This is a genomic window from Streptomyces sp. NPDC053750 (genome assembly GCF_044544295.1).
GTDB lineage: Bacteria > Actinomycetota > Actinomycetes > Streptomycetales > Streptomycetaceae > Streptomyces.
In genome coordinates this window covers 48300-68585 of the sequence record NZ_JBITXB010000020.1, presented here as the reverse complement: position 1 = coordinate 68585, position 20286 = coordinate 48300, and the positions used below count along the sequence as shown (strand labels likewise).

Here is a 20286-nt window from a genome sequence, read left to right as displayed (position 1 = left end):
TCACCCGAGGCTCAGGCCACGCCCCGGCTCTCCTCCAGGTAGGCCAGCGCACCGACCGGCTCCTCGGCGAAGAACACCAGCTCACTGAGGGGGCGCGGCAGGAAGCCCTCGTCCTCCATACGGCGGAACTGCTCCCTGAGGCCGTCGTAGAAGCCGGCCGTGTTGAGCAGGACGACCGGCTTGTCGGTGTGTCCGTGCTTCTTCAGCTCCAGGATCTCCGTCGCCTCGTCCAGCGTGCCGGTGCCGCCCACCATGATCACCACGGCGTCGGCCTTCTCCAGCAGCAGCCGCTTGCGCTCGGCCAGGTCCCGTGCGATCACCATCTCGTCGGCACCCTCGCGCGCCTTCGCCTCCAGGAAGTCCACCGAGACCCCGAGAAGCCGCCCTCCGGCCTCCTGCACGCCGTCGGCGACCACCTTCATCAGCCCGCTGTCCGAACCGCCCCACACGAGCGTGTGGCCGCCCTTGCCGAGCAGCGTGGCGAACTCCTTCGCGGGGCGGGTGTAGCGCTCGTCGAGGTCGGCGGCGGAGAGGAAGACGCAGATGTTCATGGCCTCCACCGTACGGCCCGGCCCAGAGGGGAAGAACCCGGCCTGCGGGCACGCTGTAATGACCGACACCACTGCCACCAGGAGGACGATCGTGACCAAGGGAGTCAAGGGACACCGCATCACCGTCGAGCCGAGCGAACGGCACGTGCGCGTGGTGCACGGCGACCGGGTGCTGGCGGAGAGCGACGCGGCGCTGGTGCTGCACGAGACGGGCTGTCCCGACCGCTACTACATCCCGGCCGAGGACGTCCGGCTCGACCTGCTGACGCCGTCCGACACGCACACGCACTGCCCCTTCAAGGGCGACGCGTCCTACTGGTCACTGCCGGACACGCCGGACGTCGCCTGGGCGTACCCGGACCCGAAGCCGGAGGTTGCGGAGATCAAGGGGCACTTCTGCTTCTACGACGCAGAGATTTCCTGATCACCCCTCTGCGGCCGGTCACCCGAACACCTATCCTTGCCGGGTTCGGCACTTGACGCACAGTCAACCACGGTGGGGAGCGACGGGGGCACATGCTGCGGAGCGAGGACAGCGGTGACAGCGAGGCCTTGGCGCACGCGAGCATCCTGACGGATGCCGGCCTGGGCGACCCCGTGCTCGAGGAGCTGCGGCGGATCACACGGCGACCGGTGCGGCGGCACGAGCAGCGGGGCTCCGGCGCCGTCCCCCCGTCCGGCCCCCTCGTCTACGTGGGCCCGCATCTTCCCGACGAGCTCCGCACGGAGCGGCTGGTCTGGTTCCACAGCACCAACGCCGGGGTGGACGCACTCCTGAGCGCCGCTCCCTGGCCGGAGCGGACCCTGCTCACCCGGACGGTCGGCCGCATGGGGGACCGTATCGCGCAGTACGTTCTCGCCTGGATCCTCGCCGAGTGCCAGGAGGTGCCCGCCCACCTCGAACAGCAGCGGCACGCCGAGTGGCGGCGGCTGCCGTCGGAGCTCGCCGAGGGCCGGACCGCGCTGGTCTACGGTGCCGGACGCATCGGTGCCAGGGTGGGCGCGCTGCTGCGTGCCTGCGGGATCAGGGCCGTGGGGGTGGCCCGCACTCCCAGGAACGACGAGCGGGCCTTCGACGAGTCGGTGACCCCGGACGACGCCCTGGCCCGGCTCGGTGAGGCCCGCTGGGTGGTGTCCGCCCTCCCCCTGACCTCCCGGACCGCGGGCTTCTTCGACGCCGCGACGTTCGGCGCGATGCGCGGTGCCACGTTCATCAATGTCGGTCGTGGCGCCACCGTCGACCTCGCCGGCCTGGGCACGGCACTCGACGACGGCAGTGTGCGGGCGGCCGTACTCGACGTACTGCCCGAGGAACCACCAGGCCCCGACCACACGGTGTGGAAGCTTCCCCGCACGGTGATCACGTCGCATTCGGCGGGCATCACGGCACCCGAGGACGTGTCCGCGGACTTCGCGTCCTGCTGGCGTGCGCTGCTCGACGGGCGCACCCCGGAGCTCGCCGTGGACCCGGCCCGCGGCTACTGACCACCGTCCGACACTGTCTTGGGGGATCGTCCATGCAGGTGAACCAGGGGACACGGAAACTGGAGGACACCTGGCGCCTGTCCGTCGGCGGTGAGGTGATCACCCGGGTCGCCTGGTCCCCGCGCGGAGACCTCCTGGCGGTGCCCACCCAGTCGGGTGCGGTCCACCTGGTCGACGCCGAGGGACGGGCGCGGTCCAGACACGTCGTGTCGCACAAGGCGCTGTGGACGGCGGCCTGGCGGGACGACGGGGACCGGCTGGCCGTCGCGGGCCGCGACAACACGGTGCACGTGGTGAACCCCCTCGACGGCACAGAAGAGCTGACGCTCGCCGGCCACACCGACGACGTCCACGGCGTGGGCTGGGCGAACGAGCGGTCGCTGATCTACTCCGCCAGCTACGACGGCACCGTGCGCGTGTGGGACGCCGCGGACGGGCACGCGCTGCGCACCGTCCCGGCCCACCAGGGACGTATCGAGGACGTCCGGTGGAACGAGGACGACGGGCTGCTCTACACCGCCGGACGCGACGGCATGCTCCGGGCGTGGAACCTCGACAGCGGGGAAGCGGCGGGGGAAGTGGCGGCCCATCAGGGGTTCGTGCTGCGGGTGATCGACAACCCCACCACCGCCGTGCTTTACACCGCGTCGAGCGATGGCACCGTCCGGGTGTGGGACCGGCGGGAACTGCGCCTGCTGCACACGGTGCGAGGCCTGACCGCCACGCCGCACGACCTGTCCCTGTCGTCGGACGGACGGCTGCTGGCGGTGCAGGACGACGCGGCACATCTGTGGGTCTACCGCGCGGACACCATGGAACTCATCGACGTCCTCCAGGACGTCGCCGCCCACCACCACTGGTACGGCAGTGGACGTTTCCATCCCACGCTGCCCTACCTGGTCAGCACCGGACGTGAGGACCGCGAGCTCACGCTGCGCACCTACGACACGGCGCTCGTCGAGCAGTTGGTCGCCGAGTCGGGCGCCGCGCGCTACGCGAACTGCAGGGTGGCCCTCCTGGGCAACACCGGCGTCGGGAAGACCGCGCTCAGCCGGGCGCTGTGCGGCAAGGGGTTCAAGGCGACCGAGTCGACCCACGGCACGCAGGTCTCCCTCATGGACCGCAGCGTCGTCGACGACGACCTCGGCACCGTCGTGCGCGAGGTGTTCCTCTGGGACTTCGCCGGGCAGTCGGTGTACCGGCTCGTCCAGCCCGTGGAGGCGGTCGGGATCGAGGTCGCCCTGCTGGTCCTCGACAACCGCAACGCCGGCAACCCCCTCGACGAGATCCGCGAGTGGGAGACGCTGCTGCGCCTGGGGTCCACGGGGGACGACGGCCCGCAGCGCATCGTGGTGATCGCCCGCGCGGACCGGGGCGGTCTCAGCCTCGACCTGGCGACGCAGGAGGGCCGGCCAGAAGTGCTGCGGCACCTCGGCACCGTGCAGACCAGCGCGCGGGACGGTACGAACATCAGGGAGCTGCGGGAGCTGATCCTCGGCGCCGTCGACTGGGACTCCGTACCGACCATCACCTCCAACACGCGGTTCCAGCAGCTGCGTTCGTATGTGCTCCAGCAGGCGGCGGCGGGCCGGGTGATGAGCCAGACCCGCCTGCTGTACCGGGAGTTCTGCCAGTCCTGCGCGCGGGCGGACCTGCCGGAGCCGACGCTTGAGGAGTTCCGCGTCCTGCTGGCCGGACTCGATTCCGAGGGGCTGCTGCGCAGGCTCCGCTTCGGTGATCTCGTGCTGCTGCAGCCCACGATCGTCGGTGCGTACGCCTCCATGCTGGTGATCGCGGCCCAGCAGGTGGCGGACGGCAGGGGCACCCTGGCCGAGGACGAGGTCCTGGGCCTGCGCATCCCGCTCCTGGAGAACGACCGGGTCGCCGAGCGCAAGCACGAAGAGGACATCATGCACGCCGCGATCGAGGAGCTGCTCTCCAGCGGGTCCCTGGTACGCGACGAGGCCCGTGGGCTGCTCTGTCTGCCCAGCGCCGTCAGACGCCGTCCGGACGAGGCGGCGTGGCAGGGTCTGAAGGGCCGCACGGTGCTGCGGGCACGGGTCCTGGCCGACCACGCCTACGCCTCGGTGGTGGGGGCTCTCGTCTACTCCGGGCTGTTCTCCGACTGGGAACTGTGGGCGTCCCGGGCCCGTTTCGTCCGGCCGGACGGCGGCTCCTCGTGGATCTCGGTGCACCCGGACCGCGGGGCACACATCCGGTTCGAAGTGCGGCACGACCCGCGGGTGAACGAGACGGACTGCGCTCTGTTCGAGGAGTTGTGCCGCTCGCGGATCGCCCGGCACTGCGTGGGCGACGAGGTGGAGACCGTCGAGCACGTCGCCTGCGACGAGTGCGACACCGTCGTCAGCCCGGAGCAGCGGCAACGCCGTAGGCAGCGCGGCTTCGACTGGATCACCTGCGGGGTCTGCGACGGGCGTGTGGAACTCGGTGGCACGGGGAAGCCATGGAGGCGACCCGCCGAAGTCTCCGCGATCGAGACCGCCGCCTCGTACACCCGCAATGTCGCGCTGCGTTCCACCGAGTTCGCGCTGAAGGAGAAGAGGCAGCTCTATGACGTCTTCATCTCCTACAGCCATCAGGACGAGGAACTCGCCCTGATGCTGGCCCAGGAGCTGCGCCGGCACGGCATCCGGCCGTGGATCGACCTCTGGGAGACCTCTCCCGGGACGCCCTGGGTCACCGCGATCCAGGACCAGGTGGAGAACATGCCGTGTGCCGCGGTTCTGGTGGGGCCGAGTGGCGTGGGTCCCTGGCAGAAGGACGAGGTCTGGTTCGTGCTCCAGGAATTCCTCGGCAGGCGGTGCCCGATCATCCCGGTCCTGCTGAAGGGCGCCACCCTCCCGGTGATGCCTCCCCTGCTGCGCAGCCTCCAGGCCGTCGACTTCAACCGGGAGCACCCCGACCCCATGCACCTGCTGCTCTGGGGCATCACCGGAGTACGGCCCGAGGAGGGAATCGCGTGAACCCTGCGTCGATAGCGGTGGTCACGGCCACCCGTCTGCCCGACGGCATGGAGGACACCCATGGGCTCCTGAAGGCCCTTCGGGCGCGTGGGGCGAGAGCCGACCTGGTCGCGTGGTCGGACCCCGCCGTGGCGTGGGCGGACTACGACCGGGTCCTCCTGCACGCCCCGTGGGACTACTCGGAGCACTTGACCGCGTTCGACGGGTGGCTGGAGCAGGTGGTCGGCGAGCGTCTGGTCAACCCGCTGCCGCTCATGCGCTGGAACACCGACAAGCGCTACCTGAACGAGCTGGCCGAGCAGGGCGTCCCCGTACCCGCGACCGTCACCGTGACGGATCCCGCGCACGTGAAACCGGACGCGCTCACCGCCGAACTGGGACCCGGCCCGCTCGTCGTGAAGTCCACCGTCGGCGCGGGGGGCCGGCGCACCTGGCTCCTCGAGGACGCCGACGCCGCGTGCGAGCTCCTCAGGGGCGAGGACCCGCCCCCTGGCCCCGCTCTGGTCCAGGAGTTCGTCCCGTCCGTGCGCGCCACGGGCGAGTACTCCGCCATCCAGATCGGCGGCCGGCTCAGCCACGTGGTCCGCAAGGTGCCGGCCGAGGGCGAGTTCAGGGTGCAGCACCACTACGGCGGCACGGTCCTCACCGAGACGGTCCGGCCGTGGATGGAGGACTTCGTCGCCAAGGTCGGCAGCGCGCTGCCCGGCGCGCCGCGGTACGCCCGCATCGACTTCGTGCTGGGTGACGGGAACGTCCCCCTGCTGATGGAGGCGGAGGTGGTCGAACCCGATCTGTTCCTGCGGTACGGCGACGGGGCGTACGACGCGTTCGCGTCCGTGCTGACCACGGGATGAGCGGTCCGCCGGGGGCCCGCCCGGACGGACCCGCGCCGAGCGAACGGCCACGCCTGCTGCCGGCGGGAGGCGTGGTCGCGGGCGTGCTCACCCTGATCGCCGTGGTCTGCGGGACGGTCGGCGTCGACCAGCAACTGGACCAGTATCCGGGTGCCCGGCACGACGCGTGGGAGATCTGTTTCCGGGTCCTCCAGCTCTTCGTCCTGGAATGGGACGAGCCGGAGGGGTCCCTGGCCGTGCCGTGGCTGTTGCAGGTGGCGCGCTTCGTCGCGCCCGCGGTGACGTTCTACGCGGCCTTCGAAGCCGGGCGACGGCTGTTCTCCGAGGAGCTGCGGCAGCGCTGGACCCGCCGTCGGCGCGGCCATGTGATCGTGTGCGGTTCGGGCTCCGGAGCGCGCTCTCTGGCGCTGACCCTCACCGCGTCGGGTCACCAGGTGGTGGTCGTCGGCGGCGAGCCCGGCGGTCGTACGGCGGGCCGCGGCGCACCGCAACCCGTTGCCGGTGACCCCCGGTTCGCCACGACGCTCACCGCGGCCGGGCTGGCCGGGGCGAAGGCCCTGTACGCCTGCGACGAGGACAGCACGCGGAACCTGGCGGTGGCACTCGCGGCCTCGGGGACCCTCGTGGCGGGCGGGCCGAGCATCCACGCGGAGATCCGTGACCCGGCGCTGTGCCGAGCGCTCCAGGCCCGCTGGTGGAGCGGGGACGGGGCCCGTCGGGTGCGGCTGGACTTCTTCAACCGCTACCAGGCGGCGGCGACCCGGCTGGCGCGGGAGGACGCGGCACAGCTGTCGGACGACCGTTCACGGGAGGTACTCGTCTTCGGGGACGGCGCGTTCGCGGCGGCCTTCATCACCTGCCTCGCGCGTCTCGACCGGGATCCCTCCCGGCTCAGGATCACCTGGGTCGGTCCGGGCGCCGGGGAGGCCGTACAGGAGCTCTCCGCCGTCCACCCGTATCTGAGGGACGCCTGCCTGCTGCGCGGCAGCGAGGCGGCCCTGTCGGAAGCGGTCCGGGAGGCGGCCGGGCGGGGCTCGGTGGCCAGGGTCTACCTGTGTCCGCCCGACCCGGAACAGGCGATCCGGCAAGCGCTGCTGGACACCGACCTGTGGCGGGCGTGTCCGGAGAGCGTCACCGTCTGCGCCGACGACGTCATCGGATACTGGCAGGCCTTCCGACCGTCCGACACCGCGGCGGCCCCGCTCGACGGCATGGGCGGCCGTCTGCGCCTGTGGAGCATCAAGGCCTCCGCCTACCGGCCGGACGCGATCGGTGAGGACCTCACCGAGATCATGGCCCGTGCGGTCCACGAGGCCTATCTGCGGCAGCGGGCACGGGAACGGGCGGCGGGCGCGCGACCCACCGGCACACTGCTCCCCTGGAGTGACCTGCCGGAGGACCTGCGCAACGCCAACCGAAGCCAAGTGATCTCCTTCGGTCAGAAGCTGGCGGAACTGGACTGTGTCCTCATGCCGCGCGACGGTCGCGTCGCGCCCCTGGAGCTGCCGCCGGACGTCGTCGAGTCGCTCGCCGAGGCCGAGCACCGGCGCTGGATGGACGACCGCCGGGCCGCCGGGTGGACCTACGCCGCCGTCCGCGACGACGCCGCCCGGCACCACCCCGACCTCGTCCCCTGGTCCGAACTCGCAGACACGGACCGGGAGAAGGATCGGGAGGCCATCCGCGGGATGGGGGCCGTCCTGGCCGATGTGGGCTTCGACGTCGTACCCGCCACGAGCACCCGGACCGGGACAGGAATTCCCCGGCCGAGACGGTGAGGGGCGGCGAGCGGCGACGAGGCGTGACGAGGTCGTACGCGCTCGGGGAATCGGGGAGCTTGCGGTCCCGGCCTGTTGTCGCATCGTGTGGCAGTCTGCACAGGCATGGAGAAGAAGACGCTTTCGCGCGACGGCACGCGCATCGCCTACGAACGCAGCGGGCAGGGCCCCGCGGTCATCCTCGTCAGCGGCGCGATGTCGACGGGCGCCACGGTCGCGCCCCTGGCCGCGGAGCTGTCGGGGCGGTGCGACGTCACCGTGTACGACCGCCGGGGGCGCGGCGCGAGCGCTGACACGGCGCCCTATGCGGTGGAACGCGAGATCGAGGACCTGGCGGCGCTGGTCGAGGCGGTGGGCGGCGAGGCGTCGGTGTACGGCGTCTCGTCGGGCGGCGCGCTGGTGCTCCGGGCGGTGGCGAGCGGGCTGCCGGTGCGCCGGGCCGCCGTGTACGAGGTGCCGTACGCCATGGACGACGCCGCGGCGCGGGCCGGCGCGGAGTACACCGAGCGGCTGACCGAGGCGCTGGAGCAGGACCGGCGGGGGGACGCGGTCGAGCTGTTCCTGCGGCTGACGGGCCTCGGCGAGGAGATGATCCGGGGTGCCCGCCAGTCCTCCATGTGGGCCGGCATGGAGTCGGTCGCGCCGAGTCTGGCGTACGACGACGCGGTGATGGGCGACCACCGGGTGCCGGCGTCCGACATCGCCTCGATCACCGTGCCCCTGCTGTCGCTGGCGGGCGACGCGAGCGACGACCGGATGCGTGCGGCGGCCCGGGCGATCGCCGAGGCGGCGCCCCGGGGCACGCATCGCACCCTGGAGGGGCAGACCCACAATGTGGAGCCGGGGGTGCTGGCGCCGGTGCTGGCGGAGTTCTTCGCCGAGTGAGCCAGAGGCCCCGTAAGCCGGCGTACGGCGTCCCGTGGTTCAGGCCACGTTCGCCGTCGCGCGCGTCGTCGACGCGATCGTCGCCGAGCCCACCACGCGGGTGCCGTCGTACAGCACGATCGCCTGGCCGGGGGCCACGCCGCGCACCGGCTCCGCGAACGACACCTCCAGGACGCCGTCGACCAGTTCGGCCCGCACCTCGGTCTCGCCGCCGTGGGCGCGGAGCTGGGCCGTGTAGGTGCCGGGGCCGGTGGGGGCGGCGCCGCACCAGCGGGGCTTGATCGCCCGCAGTCCGTTGACGTCCAGGGCGTCGGCCGGGCCGACCGTCACCGTGTTGGTCACCGGGGAGATGTCGAGGACGTAGCGGGGCTTGCCGTCGGGGGCCGGGGTGCCGATCCGCAGGCCCTTGCGCTGGCCGATGGTGAAGCCGTACGCGCCCTCGTGGGTGCCGATCCGGTTGCCCGCCTCGTCGACGATGTCGCCCTCCGCCTTGCCCAGCCGGTTCGCCAGGAAGCCCTGGGTGTCGCCGTCGGCGATGAAGCAGATGTCGTGCGAGTCCGGCTTCTTGGCGACGGCCAGGCCCCGGCGCTCGGCCTCCGCGCGGATCTCGTCCTTGGTGGTGACCGTGTCGCCGAGGGGGAACATCGCGTGGGCGAGCTGGCGGTCGTCGAGGACGCCGAGGACGTAGCTCTGGTCCTTGGCCATGTCCGAGGCGCGGTGCAGCTCGCGGGTGCCGTCCTCGCGGAGGATCACCTGGGCGTAGTGGCCGGTGCAGACGGCGTCGAAGCCGAGGGCCAGCGCCTTGTCCAGCAGCGCGGCGAACTTGATCTTCTCGTTGCAGCGCAGGCAGGGGTTCGGGGTGCGGCCGGCCTCGTACTCGGCGACGAAGTCCTCGACGACGTCCTCCCGGAAGCGGTCGGCGAGGTCCCACACGTAGAACGGGATGCCGATGACGTCCGCGGCGCGGCGGGCGTCCCGCGAGTCCTCGATGGTGCAACAGCCCCGCGCGCCCGTGCGGAAGGACTGCGGGTTCGCGGAGAGCGCGAGGTGGACGCCGGTCACGTCGTGCCCCGCCTCGGCGGCGCGGGCGGCGGCGACGGCGGAGTCGACTCCGCCCGACATGGCGGCGAGGACGCGGAGGGGCCGGGTGGGCTGCGGGGTGTCAGTCATAACCCTTCCAGAGTACGGGGAGCCGGGAACCGGAGCCCGCGCGTATGCGTTGAAGATCGCATGGGGGCGAAGCACGAATCCACGGGCGGTACGACGAGCGCCGGCGCGGGCGGGTCCAAGGACGCGGACCGGCGCATCGGGCGGCGCGCGCTGCTCGTCGGCGGCACGGCCACGGCCGTGGGCACGGCGGTGCTGGCACGCGACGAGCTGGCCCGGCTGTGGTGGCGGGTGCCCGGCGTGGAGAAGCCCCGGGAGCAGGGCGCGGTCGACTACACCGGGGCCCAGTGGGTGGCCGCGTCGGACGAGAACTGGCGGCGTGCGGACCGGCCCGACGACTTCGGCGTCGACATGGTGATCGTCCATGTCACGCAGGGCAGCTTCGAGAGCGCGGTGCGGGCCTTCCAGGACCCGGGACACAAGGCGGCCACGCACTACATCGTCGGCCAGGACGGGCGCGTCACCCAGATGATCCGGGAGCTGGACGTGGCGTACCACGCGGGCAACCGCGACTACAACGAGCGCAGTGTCGGCATCGAGCACGAGGGCTTCGTGGACCGCCCGCAGGACTTCACGGACGAGATGTACGCCGCGTCGGCGCGGCTGACGGCACGGATCTGCGCGCGGTACGAGATACCCGTCGACCGCGAGCACATCATCGGCCATGTGGAGGTGCCGGGCACCGACCACACCGATCCGGGGCCGCACTGGGACTGGGACCGGTACATGGAGCTGGTCCGCCGGGCGGCCACCAGCGCCCCGTCGAGCAGTCCGTCGCAGTCCGGCGCCTAGCTCAGCCCCGCCGCCCGCGCCCGTTCCACCGCCGGGCCGATCGCCTTGGCCAGGGCTTCCACGTCGGCCTGCGTGGAGGTGTGGCCCAGGGAGAAGCGCAGGGTGCCGCGGGCCAGGTCGGGGTCGGTGCCGGTGGCCAGGAGGACGTGGCTGGGCTGGGCGACGCCCGCGGTGCAGGCGGAGCCGGTGGAGCACTCGATGCCCTGGGCGTCGAGCAGCAGGAGGAGGGAGTCGCCCTCGCAGCCGGGGAAGGTGAAGTGGGCGTTGGCCGGGAGGCGGCCCTCCGGTGCCGGGTCCCCGCCCAGGATCGCGTCCGGGACCGCCGTACGGACCGCGTCGACCAGGTCGTCGCGCAGGGCGCCGATCTCGCGGGCGAACCACTCGCGCTGCTCGGCGGCGAGACGGCCGGCGACCGCGAAGGACGCGACGGCGGGGACGTCGAGGGTGCCGGAGCGGACGTGGCGTTCCTGGCCACCGCCGTGCAGCACGGGCACCGGCGTGTACTCGCGGCCCAGCAGCAGCGCCCCCATGCCGTAGGGACCGCCGATCTTGTGGCCGGAAACCGTCATCGCGGCGAGCCCGGAGGCGGCGAAGTCGACCGGGAGCTGACCGACGGCCTGGACCGCGTCGGCGTGCAGCGGGACGCCGAACTCGGCGGCGACGTCGGCGAGTTCACGGACCGGCATGATCGTGCCGATCTCGTTGTTGGCCCACATCACGGTGGCGAGGGCGACGTCGTCGGGATCGCGGGCGACGGCCTCGCGCAGCGCCTCGGGGTGGACGCGGCCGTGGGCGTCGACCGGCAGGTACTCGACGGTCGCGCCCTCGTGCTCGCCGAGCCAGTGGACGGCGTCGAGGACCGCGTGGTGCTCGACGGGGCTGGCCAGGACCCGGGTGCGGGCCGGGTCGGCGTCGCGGCGGGCCCAGTACAGGCCCTTGACGGCGAGGTTGTCGGCCTCGGTGCCGCCGGAGGTGAGGACCACCTCGCTGGGCCGGGCGCCGAGGGCCGCTGCGAGGGTCTCGCGGGCCTCCTCGACGGTGCGCCGTGCGCGGCGGCCGGCCGCGTGGAGGGACGAGGCGTTGCCGGTGACGCCCAGGTGCGCGGTGAGTGCCTCGACTGCCTCGGGGAGCATCGGGGTGGTCGCGGCGTGGTCGAGGTAAGCCATGGTGAGGCTGATTCTACGGGGCGGCCCCCTCCGGCCTCAGATCAAGGTTGGCCTCGTCGGCCCCCTGTGGTCACAGGCTCCAGGACATGGTGTTGTCCGCGGACATGAACGCCGCCAGGACCAGCAGGTCGGCGACGCCCAGTCCGAGGCCGAGCAGGGCCCGGCCCCGGCGGGCGGTGCCGCGCCACAGGGCGACGCTCGCCAGGGCGATGGCGATCGGGCCGAGGAAGACGTTGAGGACGAGCAGGCCGAGCAGGCCGAGGACGAAGGAGGCGACGGCCATGCCGTCGGTGTCGCGGATGCCGGCCCGGCGGCCGGCACCGGTGGCCCGTGCGGTGAGCTGCATGAGGTTCTCCCTGCTGTGCGACGGTCCGTGCGTCAGTGGGCGGAGGTGCTCCGGCGGCGGCCGTGCCGCTCGCGGATCGCGAAGACGCCGAGCCAGACGGCGATGACCAGGCCGGCCGCGACGGAGAAGGTGAGCGGTGCGTGGGCGACGGTGCCCAGCACCACGCCGAAGAGCAGAAGTGCGACGACGAGAAACAGCATGGAGCGGATCCTCCAACCTTCGGTGAACGGTTGTAGTAACAAGTGTTCACTGACTTTCCAGTCTAACGCGCCGCACCGCTTTCCAATTCCGGAGAACAGTTGTTAACTGCATGGCATGAGTCACACGTGCGGCGTTCGGCAGGCGCAGAAGCGCAGGACCCGGCAGGCGCTTCTGGACGCGGCGCTCGGGCTGCTGGAGGAGCAGAGCCTGAGCAGCCTGGGCCTGCGGGAGGTCACGCGCGCGGTGGGCGTCGCGCCGACCGCCTTCTACCGGCACTTCCGCTCCACGGCCGACCTCGGCGTGGCGCTGGTCGAGGAGGCGCTGGGCAGCCTGCACCCGATGATCCGCACCACGGTGTCACCGAGCGAGGACAGTGACGAACGGATCGCCCGGGCGGTGGAGTTGATCGCCGGCCATGTGGCCGCGTACCCCGCTCATGTCCGTTTCATCGCGCGGGAGCGGCACGGCGGGGTGCAGCCCGTACGGGAGGCCATACGGGACCAACTCGCCCGCTTCGCCGAGGAGGTGAAGGCCGAGCTGGCCAAGGACCCGGCGTCGGAGGGCTGGAGCGACGCCGACCTGCGGATGCTCGCGGGTCTCTACGTCGACCAGATGCTGATCACGGCCTCGCTGTTCCTGGAGGCGCTGGACGCGCCGGAGGAGGAACACCGGCGCGCCGCCGAGACGGCGACCCGGCAGCTGCGGCTGATCAGCATCGGCCGCGCGCACTGGCTGGACTGACGGGGAATCGGCCGCCGGGCGGGCACGACTCCGCTCCGACGGCCGGGATGCCGCGGGTCAGCCGAGCCGGACCCGGGCCAGCTGGCGGGACTGGGCGACGAGGCGGTCGGCGCTGTCCCAGACCTCGGCGTCCTCCTCGAGGAAGCCGCCGGCGAGGTTGCGCGTGGTGATGGAGACGCGCAGCGGGCCCGGGGCGGGGCGGCACCGTATGTGCACGGTCAGCTCGACCGTGGGCACCCAGCCCTTCAGGCCGAGCTCGAAGGCGGTCGGGGGCAGCGCGTCCACCGCCAGGAGCATCGACAGGGGGTCGGCGTCGCGGCCGTCGGCGAGCCCGAACCAGGCCCGCATCTCACCCTTGCCCGAGGGCCGCCCGAGGGCCCAGCCCAGGGTGGCGGGGTCCAGCTTGAGCATCAGCCGGTCGGCGATGGCCGAGCTGCCGTCCACGGGCGCGGGGCCGTCCTCCGGGCCGAAGCACTGGTCCATCGGCGGGATCGCGGGCGGCTGCGCCGAGGTGCGGACGTCGTCGGGCAGCGTGTCGAGGTCGCCGTAGGAGGCGAGGACGCGGATGCGCTCGACCTCGTTGCCCTCGTCGTCGTACTGGAAGAGGGAGGCCTGGCCGCTGGAGAGGGTGCGCCCCGTGCGGACGGTCTCGGTGCGCACGACCGCCGGGCCCGGCCGGGAGGCGGTGAGGTAGTGCGCCGAGATGGTGAAGGGGTCCGGGTGCGGGAGGGCGTCCGCGAGCGCGCGGCCCAGGACGGCCAGCAGATAGCCGCCGTTGACGGCGTTGATGATCGTCCAGCCGGCGGAGAGGTCGATGTCGTAGACACCGGGGGCACGCCGGGTGACGGTGGTGTCCCGGTCGAACTCGCTGTCGCCGATGATGGCCCGCGTGGCCGCTGCGGAGGCTGCTTCTGGCATGGATGCACGGTACAACACACAATTACTAAGCGGTAGCTTTCCAGCTTTCCACGGCCGCAGGCCGGACCGGTCGGAAAGCTCAGCCCCGCGCCCGGAGGTAGGCCTCCAGTTCGGCGGCGCCCGTGAGCATCGCCCGTCCCCGGGCGGAAACCCGGCCGTGCCAGTCCCGCAGGGCGGCCTCCAGCGGCTCCGGACCGCCGGCCCCCCGCACCTGGGCCATCACGGGGGCGATCTGCTCCAGCAGGTAGCCACCCCGCCGCAGCTGATGGACCAGCCGGGCGTCCCGGACGTCCGTCTCGCCGTAGACGCGGTACCCGGTCAGCGGGTCGCGGCGTGGGTGCACCAGACCGGCGCGCTCCCATTTCCGCAGCGTCGCGGGCCGGATGCCGAGCTCCTGGGCCAGCGGTCCGACGAACACGCCGCCACGGCCGGGCGCTTCCCCGTCGAGCGCGGACGTCAGGTCGCGCAGCGCGCGCTCCACCGCCTGGAGGGTCTTCCGGTCGGCGAGCAGCTGGGTGTGGCTCTCGTCGATGAGCCGGAACGCCTCCCCCGCCGCGCCCCGGTTCACCGCCCGCATGATCGACGCCGCCGTCCGGTGGCCGTGCCCCGGCACCAGGGCGAGGAACGCGCCGAGGGCACGCGCGTGCAGCGGGGTGTAGGTGCGGTAACCGGCGGCCGTGCGACCGGCGGCCGGGAGGATGCCGGCCTCCTCGTAGTTCCGGACGGCCTGGGTGGACAGTCCGTGCCCGCGCGCCAGGTCGACCGGTCTCAGGTGTCCGTCGGTTTGAAGGTTTCGAGCCACGATGCCGACGTTATCGCTGAAAAGTTTCCACCGAAAGTTCAACGATACCGTTGAAGGCATGGCTACCGACATCAAGGACATCGCCCGTGCCGTCGAGGCCTCCGCCCTCTTGGAGCTGCTGCCGGTCCGGCCCCGGCTGCTCGCCCTGGGCGAGCCCACCCACGGCGAGGACGCTCTGCTCGAGGTGCGCAACGAGCTCTTCCGGCAACTCGTCGAGCAGGAGGGCCGCCGGACGATCGCGGTCGAGAGCGACTGCCTGAGGGGCCTGGTCGTGGACGACTACGTCACCACGGGCACGGGGACCCTCGACGAGGTCATGGAGCGGGGTTTCGGCCACGGCTGGGGCGTCCACGCGGGCAACCGCGAACTCGTGCGCTGGATGCGCGCCCACAACGCCGGCCGGCCCGCCGCCGAGCACGTCCGCTTCGCCGGTTTCGACGGCCCGCTGGAGATCACCCACGCCGCGAGCCCCCGGCAGGCGCTCACCGCGCTCCACGGCTACCTCTCGGCCCACGGGGACCCGGACCTGCTCCCCTGCACCGCGGAAACCCTCGACCGCCTGCTCGGCGACGACGAACGGTGGACCGAGCCCGCCGCGATGACGGAACCGGCCCGGTCCGTGGGCCGGTCGGCCGGGGCCGGGCAGCTGCGGCTGCTCGCCGACGACCTGGTGTCCCTGCTCGACGAGCAGACGCCGCACCTGCTCGCGGCAACCTCGCGGGACGACTGGGACCGGGCGCAGCTGTACGGGCGCACCGCGACCGGCCTGCTGCGCTACCACCACTGGATGGCCGACACCTCACCGGCCCGCATGGCCCGGCTGCTGGGTGTGCGGGACCGGATGATGGCCGACAACCTCCTCGCGCTCGCCGCCCGGGGCCCGGTGCTCGTCCACGCTCAGAACGCCCATCTCCAGCGGGAGAAGAGCAGCATGCGGATGTGGCAGGGGCCGGTGGAGTGGTGGAGCGCCGGTGCGCTCGTGAGCGCCCGGCTCGGCGAGGAGTACGCCTTCGTGGCCACGGCTCTCGGCACGCTCCGGCACCGGGGGGTGGACACGCCGCCGCCGGACACCGTCGAAGGGCTCCTGTACGCGCTCCCGGAGGACCGCTGCGTCGTCGACACGTCCCGGCTGACCGCCGCCCTCGGGGACACCCGGCCGACACCCCGCGTGTCCCCCTGGTTCGGCTACGCACCGCTCGACCCGGACCACCTGCCCAAGATCGACGGCATGGTCTTCCTCAGGGACGTCCCACGCGGCTAGGGCCGCCTCAGTCGCCCTCCACCACCGTCGACCGCCGGTTCCAGGCGCGGGGTGCCCGCCAGTGGAAGCGCAGGGCGAGCAGGCGCAGGACGAAGGCCGTGATGACCGCCAGCCCGCTGGTGAGCGGGGTCAGGGCCTCGTAGCGGATGCACAGGGCGACCATCGCGGAGCCGACGATCGCCGGGACGGCGTACAGGTCGCGGTCCCAGCGCAGCAGCGAGGGCACCTCGTTGGCGAGCACGTCCCGCAGCACGCCGCCGCCCACGGCGGTGGCCAGTCCCAGACAGGCGGAGGCCGTCAGACCGAGTCCGTAGTCGTACGCCTTGGTCGTGCCGGCGACGCAGAACAGGCCGAGGCCGGCCGCGTCGAAGATGTTCACGCCGGTCTGGAGGCGTTCGACGTGCGGATGGAGGAAGAAGACCAGCACGGTGGCGAGCAGCGGCGTGACGAAGTACCCGAGGTCCGTGAACGCCGCGGGCGGCACCGCCCCGATGATCAGGTCCCGGAACAGCCCGCCGCCCAGCGCGGTGACCTCGGCGAGGACGGCGATGCCGAACACGTCGAAGTTCTTGCGCACGGCCAGCAGCGCGCCGGAGATGGCGAAGACGAAGATGCCGATCAGGTCGAGCGTGTGCTGGACGGTGGGGGTGAAGAGTTGCTCGTACACCCTGCCATTCTCACCTGTCGACGAGCCCCCGCCTTACAAACGAAGGCGGGGGCTCGGCGGGTGGGCAGGGTTACTTCTTCTTCTCGGCCGGAGGCTCGGTCTTCGCGCCGGCCTCCGTCTCCACCTCGTCCTCGGACGGTTCCGGCGCGGCGGACTCGGCCTCGGCCGTGCCGGACTCGGCCGCCGGGGGCTCCGGGACCTCGGACTCGCCGGCCCCGGACTTGCCCGGACCCGCCTCGGCGTCCGCCTCCGTGCCGTCCGCCTCCGCGCTGCTCTCCGCCTCCCTGCTGTTCTCCGCCTCCGCGCTGCTCTCCGTCTCCCTGCTGTTCTCCGCCTCCGCGCTGCTCTCCGCCTCCGCGCTGTTCTTCGTCTCCGCGGCCACCGCCGCGGAGGTCTGCGCGGACTTCGCCAGGGCCCCCTCCGACACCGTCTCCGCCGCCTCCTTGGCGGCGGTCAGCAGGACGACGTCCTGCGGTGCCTGGTCCTCGAAGTTCTCCGGGTGGTGGCAGGCCACCTGCTGGCCCGGCCGCAGCTCCTTCAGCGGCGGCTCGGTGGTCTTGCAGATCTGCGTCGCCTTCCAGCACCGGGTGTGGAAGCGGCAGCCGCTCGGCGGGGAGATCGGCGAGGGCACGTCGCCGCGGAGCAGGATGCGCTCGCTCTTGGCGCCCCGGCGCTTCGGGTCCGGCACCGGCACGGCCGACATCAGGGCCTTGGTGTACGGGTGCATGGGCGCCTCGTACAGCGAGGTGCGGTCGGCGAGCTCGACGATCTTGCCCAGGTACATCACCGCGATCCGGTCCGAGACGTGCCGGACGACGGACAGGTCGTGCGCGATGATCACGTACGTCAGGCCGAGCTCCTGCTGGAGGTCGTCCATGAGGTTGACGACCTGCGCCTGGATGGACACGTCCAGCGCGGAGACGGGCTCGTCCGCGACGACCAGCTTCGGCTTCAGGGCGAGCGCGCGGGCGATGCCGATGCGCTGGCGCTGACCGCCGGAGAATTCGTGCGGGTAGCGGTTGTAGTGCTCGGGGCTCAGGCCCACCAGCTCCAGGAGCCGCTGGACCTCCTTCTTCACCCCGCCCTCGGGCTCCACGCCCTGGAGGCGGAACGGTGCCGAGACGATGCCGCCGATGGTGTGGCGCGGATTCAGCGAGCCGTACGGGTCCTGGAAGATCATCTGGATGTCCCGCCGCAGCGGGCGCATCCCGGCCGTGTTCAGCCGCGTGATGTCCTTGCCCTCGAAGTGGATCGAGCCGCCCGTCGGGTCCTGGAGCCGGGTGATGACCCGGCCCATGGTCGACTTGCCGCAGCCCGACTCGCCGACCACGCCGAGGGTCTCGCCCTTGCGCACCTCGAAGTCGATGCCGTCGACGGCCTTGACCGCGCCCGTCTGGCGCCGCAGGACGCCCTTGCGGATCGGGAAGTGCTTCTGCAGGCCCTCGACCTTGAGCAGCACCTCGCGCTCCTCGGGAGCGGATGCCTGCGCCGGGACCGTCGTCGCAGCCTTCTTCGCGTCCGTCTTCTTGGTCTCACTCACAGCTTCGGCGCAATCTCTTCGGTCCAGATCCGCGTGCGGTCCTCCGGCGAGAGGTGGCAGGCGGAGAAGTGTCCGCTGCCGACCTGCTCGAGTTCCGGGCGCACGGTACGGGTGACATCCCCCTTGGGGACGTCAGCGTACGGGCAGCGGGGATGGAAGGCGCAGCCCGAGGGGACGTTGATGAGGCTCGGCGGCGAGCCCTTGACCGGGATGAGCCGTTCGGAGGTCTCGCGGTCGACGCGCGGCATCGAGCCGAGCAGGCCCCAGGTGTACGGGTGCTGCGGCCGCTCGAAGACGTCGTCGACCGAACCGCGCTCCACGCACCGGCCGCCGTACATCACCAGGACGTCGTCGGCGATCTCGGCGACCACGCCGAGATCGTGGGTGATGAGGACGACCGCGGAGCCGAACTCCTTCTGCAGGTCCCGGACGAGGTCGAGGATCTGCGCCTGGACGGTCACGTCCAGGGCGGTCGTCGGCTCGTCCGCGATGAGCAGTTCGGGGTTGTTGACCAGCGCCATGGCGATCATCGCGCGCTGGCGCATACCGCCGGAGAACTCGTGCGGGTAGTTGTCGACGCGCTTGTCGGGCTCGGGGATGCCGACCCGGTCGAGCATCTCGATCGCCCGCTTGCGGGCGGTCTTCTTGTTGACGTCGTGGTGGACCCGGTACGCCTCCACGATCTGGTTGCCGATCGTGTAGTACGGGTGCATCGCGGACAGCGGGTCCTGGAAGATCATCGCCATCTCGCGGCCGCGCAGCCGGCGCACCTCGTCCGGATCGGCGGAGACGAGCTCCTTGCCGCCGAGCCAGATCTCGCCGGACATCTGCACGTTCTTGCCGCGGGCGCCGAGCCGGTGCAGGCCCATGATCGCGAGCGAGGTGACGGACTTGCCGGAGCCCGACTCGCCCACGATGCAGAGGGTCTTGCCCTTCTCCACCTGGAAGCTGAGCCCGTCGACGGACTTGACCAGGCCGTCGTCGGTGGGGAAGTGCACCTTGAGGTCACGGACCGCGAGGAACGCGTCGGGCGCGTCCGAGGGCGAGCGCGTGGGCTCACCCACGGCGGCCCCGGTCTTGGAGAGTTCGGTCACGAGAGCCTCACGCGTGGGTCGGCGGCGGCGTACAGCAGGTCCACCAGGAGATTGGCGATCACGACGAAGAAGGCTGCGAGCAGGGTGACGCCGAGGATCGGGGGGAGGTCGTTGTCGGTGATGCCCTGCACCGCGTACTGCCCGATGCCGGGCAGCGAGAACACCTTCTCGGTGATCACGGCACCGCCGAGCAGCAGGCCGAGGTCCATGCCGAAGACGGTGATGATCGGCGTCAGTGCGGCCCGGAGGCCGTGCCGGGCCACGACCCGGCGTTCCCGCAGGCCCTTGGCGCGGGCCGTGCGGATGAAGTCCTCGTTCATCGTCTCCAGCATGCCCGAACGGGTGAGCCGGGCGTAGATGGCGGAGTACAGCAGCGCCAGGGAGCACCAGGCCGGGAAGAGCGTGTTGGCCCACTGTGCCGGGTTCTCGGTGAGCGGCACATAGGTGCGGCCGAAGATGGGCCACTGGAACGTGAACAGCAGGAGCAGCAGGTTACCGGTGAAGAACATGGGCAGCGAGACACCGGCGAGCGCCACGCCCATGAAGGTGCGGTCGAAGACGCTGCGGGGCTTGAGCGCGGAGATCACGCCGATCAGGACGCCGGAGACCAGCCACAGCACGGCGGCGCCGCCGGCCAGCGAGAGGGTCACCGGGAGACGCGAGGTGAGCTGCGGCCACACCTCGACGTGGGTCTTGAAGGAGTAGCCGAAGCAGGGCGCGTTGCACTGCGCCGTCGTGGGGCCCAGGTTGTAGGTGGCGCCGCTGACGATCCCCTTGATGAAATGCCAGTACTGGACGTACAGGGGCTGGTCCAGACCGAGGTTCTGCTTGACCGCGAGGATGTCCGCCTTCGTCGGGCTCTTTCCGATGTACTGCTGCGCGAGCTGGTCGGCGGTCTGACCGGCGAGCCGCGGCAGCAGGAAGAAGATCGCGAAGGTGACCGCGGTGACGACCAGCAGCAGGATCACTGCCGCGAACGTCCGACGGAGGATGTACGAGATCACGGGGACCGGCGCTGGTGCCCGCGGGCCGCTGAGCCCGCGGGCACCAATGC

The 20286-nt window shown here is 71.9% G+C and carries 20 protein-coding genes; 9 read left to right on the top strand and 11 right to left on the bottom strand.

Annotated elements, in window-relative coordinates:
• Nucleotides 1–11: 11 nt before the first annotated feature.
• The gene (locus ACIGO6_RS35755; protein ID WP_399883880.1) at nucleotides 12–551 is read right to left on the bottom strand and encodes a TIGR00730 family Rossman fold protein; all 540 of its coding nucleotides are present in this window, start codon (nucleotides 549–551) and stop codon (nucleotides 12–14) included.
• A gap of 91 nt (nucleotides 552–642) precedes the next feature.
• Here ACIGO6_RS35755 and ACIGO6_RS35750 point away from each other — a divergent pair, with 91 nt between their 5' ends.
• From ACIGO6_RS35750 to ACIGO6_RS35725, 6 genes are all read left to right on the top strand, one after another.
• Complete coding sequence (locus ACIGO6_RS35750; RefSeq protein WP_399883878.1) at nucleotides 643–975, top strand: DUF427 domain-containing protein; 333 nt, start codon at nucleotides 643–645, stop codon at nucleotides 973–975.
• A 92-nt stretch (nucleotides 976–1067) separates the two neighbouring features.
• The gene (locus ACIGO6_RS35745; protein ID WP_399883876.1) at nucleotides 1068–2036 is read left to right on the top strand and encodes an NAD(P)-dependent oxidoreductase; all 969 of its coding nucleotides are present in this window, start codon (nucleotides 1068–1070) and stop codon (nucleotides 2034–2036) included.
• A 32-nt stretch (nucleotides 2037–2068) separates the two neighbouring features.
• The gene (locus tag ACIGO6_RS35740; RefSeq protein ID WP_399883874.1) at nucleotides 2069–5020 is read left to right on the top strand and encodes a TIR domain-containing protein; all 2952 of its coding nucleotides are present in this window, start codon (nucleotides 2069–2071) and stop codon (nucleotides 5018–5020) included.
• Entirely contained in the window at nucleotides 5017–5874 is an 858-nt protein-coding gene (locus tag ACIGO6_RS35735; protein ID WP_399883872.1) for a RimK family alpha-L-glutamate ligase, read from the top strand. Before ACIGO6_RS35740 ends, ACIGO6_RS35735 begins: the two co-directional genes overlap by 4 nt.
• Nucleotides 5871–7652: a RyR domain-containing protein gene (locus ACIGO6_RS35730; RefSeq protein WP_399883870.1), complete on the top strand. Its 1782-nt coding sequence runs from the start codon at nucleotides 5871–5873 to the stop codon at nucleotides 7650–7652. The genes ACIGO6_RS35735 and ACIGO6_RS35730 overlap by 4 nt, the downstream gene beginning before the upstream one ends.
• A gap of 105 nt (nucleotides 7653–7757) precedes the next feature.
• Complete coding sequence (locus ACIGO6_RS35725; protein WP_399883868.1) at nucleotides 7758–8537, top strand: alpha/beta fold hydrolase; 780 nt, start codon at nucleotides 7758–7760, stop codon at nucleotides 8535–8537.
• Nucleotides 8538–8576: 39 nt separating this feature from the next.
• Here the strand turns inward: ACIGO6_RS35725 and mnmA are convergent, their stop codons facing one another.
• Nucleotides 8577–9707, bottom strand: a complete 1131-nt coding sequence (gene mnmA / locus ACIGO6_RS35720) for a tRNA 2-thiouridine(34) synthase MnmA (RefSeq protein WP_399883866.1) — start codon at nucleotides 9705–9707, stop codon at nucleotides 8577–8579.
• Nucleotides 9708–9767: 60 nt separating this feature from the next.
• Between mnmA and ACIGO6_RS35715 the strand changes: the two genes are divergently transcribed.
• On the top strand, nucleotides 9768–10496 hold the full coding sequence (locus ACIGO6_RS35715; RefSeq protein WP_399883864.1) for an N-acetylmuramoyl-L-alanine amidase: 729 nt from the start codon (nucleotides 9768–9770) through the stop codon (nucleotides 10494–10496).
• Here the strand turns inward: ACIGO6_RS35715 and ACIGO6_RS35710 are convergent.
• The 3 genes from ACIGO6_RS35710 to ACIGO6_RS35700 all read right to left on the bottom strand — a co-directional run bounded on the left by ACIGO6_RS35710 (nucleotide 10493) and on the right by ACIGO6_RS35700 (nucleotide 12208).
• Nucleotides 10493–11662: a cysteine desulfurase family protein gene (locus ACIGO6_RS35710; protein WP_399883862.1), complete on the bottom strand. Its 1170-nt coding sequence runs from the start codon at nucleotides 11660–11662 to the stop codon at nucleotides 10493–10495. The genes ACIGO6_RS35715 and ACIGO6_RS35710 overlap by 4 nt on opposite strands.
• Nucleotides 11663–11732: 70 nt before the next feature.
• Nucleotides 11733–12008, bottom strand: a complete 276-nt coding sequence (locus tag ACIGO6_RS35705) for a DUF4190 domain-containing protein (protein ID WP_399883860.1) — start codon at nucleotides 12006–12008, stop codon at nucleotides 11733–11735.
• Nucleotides 12009–12040: 32 nt separating this feature from the next.
• Nucleotides 12041–12208: a hypothetical protein gene (locus tag ACIGO6_RS35700; protein WP_217141824.1), complete on the bottom strand. Its 168-nt coding sequence runs from the start codon at nucleotides 12206–12208 to the stop codon at nucleotides 12041–12043.
• 115 nt (nucleotides 12209–12323) lie between these two features.
• Here ACIGO6_RS35700 and ACIGO6_RS35695 point away from each other — a divergent pair, with 115 nt between their 5' ends.
• On the top strand, nucleotides 12324–12950 hold the full coding sequence (locus ACIGO6_RS35695; protein WP_399883857.1) for a TetR family transcriptional regulator: 627 nt from the start codon (nucleotides 12324–12326) through the stop codon (nucleotides 12948–12950).
• A 57-nt stretch (nucleotides 12951–13007) separates the two neighbouring features.
• On the opposite strand, the gene ACIGO6_RS35690 is transcribed toward ACIGO6_RS35695, so the two are convergent.
• Nucleotides 13008–13868 (bottom strand): thioesterase family protein, encoded by an 861-nt coding sequence (locus tag ACIGO6_RS35690; protein WP_399883855.1) that lies wholly within the window; start codon nucleotides 13866–13868, stop codon nucleotides 13008–13010.
• A gap of 79 nt (nucleotides 13869–13947) precedes the next feature.
• Nucleotides 13948–14670 carry a TioE family transcriptional regulator gene (locus ACIGO6_RS35685; protein ID WP_399883853.1) on the bottom strand — a complete coding sequence of 241 codons (723 nt, stop codon included), beginning with the start codon at nucleotides 14668–14670 and terminating at the stop codon, nucleotides 13948–13950.
• 58 nt (nucleotides 14671–14728) lie between these two features.
• Between ACIGO6_RS35685 and ACIGO6_RS35680 the strand changes: the two genes are divergently transcribed.
• Entirely contained in the window at nucleotides 14729–15931 is a 1203-nt protein-coding gene (locus tag ACIGO6_RS35680; protein WP_399883851.1) for an erythromycin esterase family protein, read from the top strand.
• 7 nt (nucleotides 15932–15938) lie between these two features.
• Here the strand turns inward: ACIGO6_RS35680 and ACIGO6_RS35675 are convergent, their stop codons facing one another.
• The 4 genes from ACIGO6_RS35675 to ACIGO6_RS35660 all read right to left on the bottom strand — a co-directional run bounded on the left by ACIGO6_RS35675 (nucleotide 15939) and on the right by ACIGO6_RS35660 (nucleotide 20236).
• On the bottom strand, nucleotides 15939–16598 hold the full coding sequence (locus ACIGO6_RS35675; RefSeq protein WP_399883849.1) for a trimeric intracellular cation channel family protein: 660 nt from the start codon (nucleotides 16596–16598) through the stop codon (nucleotides 15939–15941).
• A 70-nt stretch (nucleotides 16599–16668) separates the two neighbouring features.
• The gene (locus ACIGO6_RS35670) at nucleotides 16669–18138 is read right to left on the bottom strand and encodes a dipeptide ABC transporter ATP-binding protein (RefSeq protein ID WP_399883847.1); all 1470 of its coding nucleotides are present in this window, start codon (nucleotides 18136–18138) and stop codon (nucleotides 16669–16671) included.
• Nucleotides 18135–19232 carry an ABC transporter ATP-binding protein gene (locus ACIGO6_RS35665; protein WP_399883845.1) on the bottom strand — a complete coding sequence of 366 codons (1098 nt, stop codon included), beginning with the start codon at nucleotides 19230–19232 and terminating at the stop codon, nucleotides 18135–18137. The genes ACIGO6_RS35670 and ACIGO6_RS35665 overlap by 4 nt, the downstream gene beginning before the upstream one ends.
• Complete coding sequence (locus tag ACIGO6_RS35660) at nucleotides 19229–20236, bottom strand: ABC transporter permease (protein WP_399883843.1); 1008 nt, start codon at nucleotides 20234–20236, stop codon at nucleotides 19229–19231. Before ACIGO6_RS35660 ends, ACIGO6_RS35665 begins: the two co-directional genes overlap by 4 nt.
• Between the last annotated feature and the right edge of the window lie 50 nt (nucleotides 20237–20286).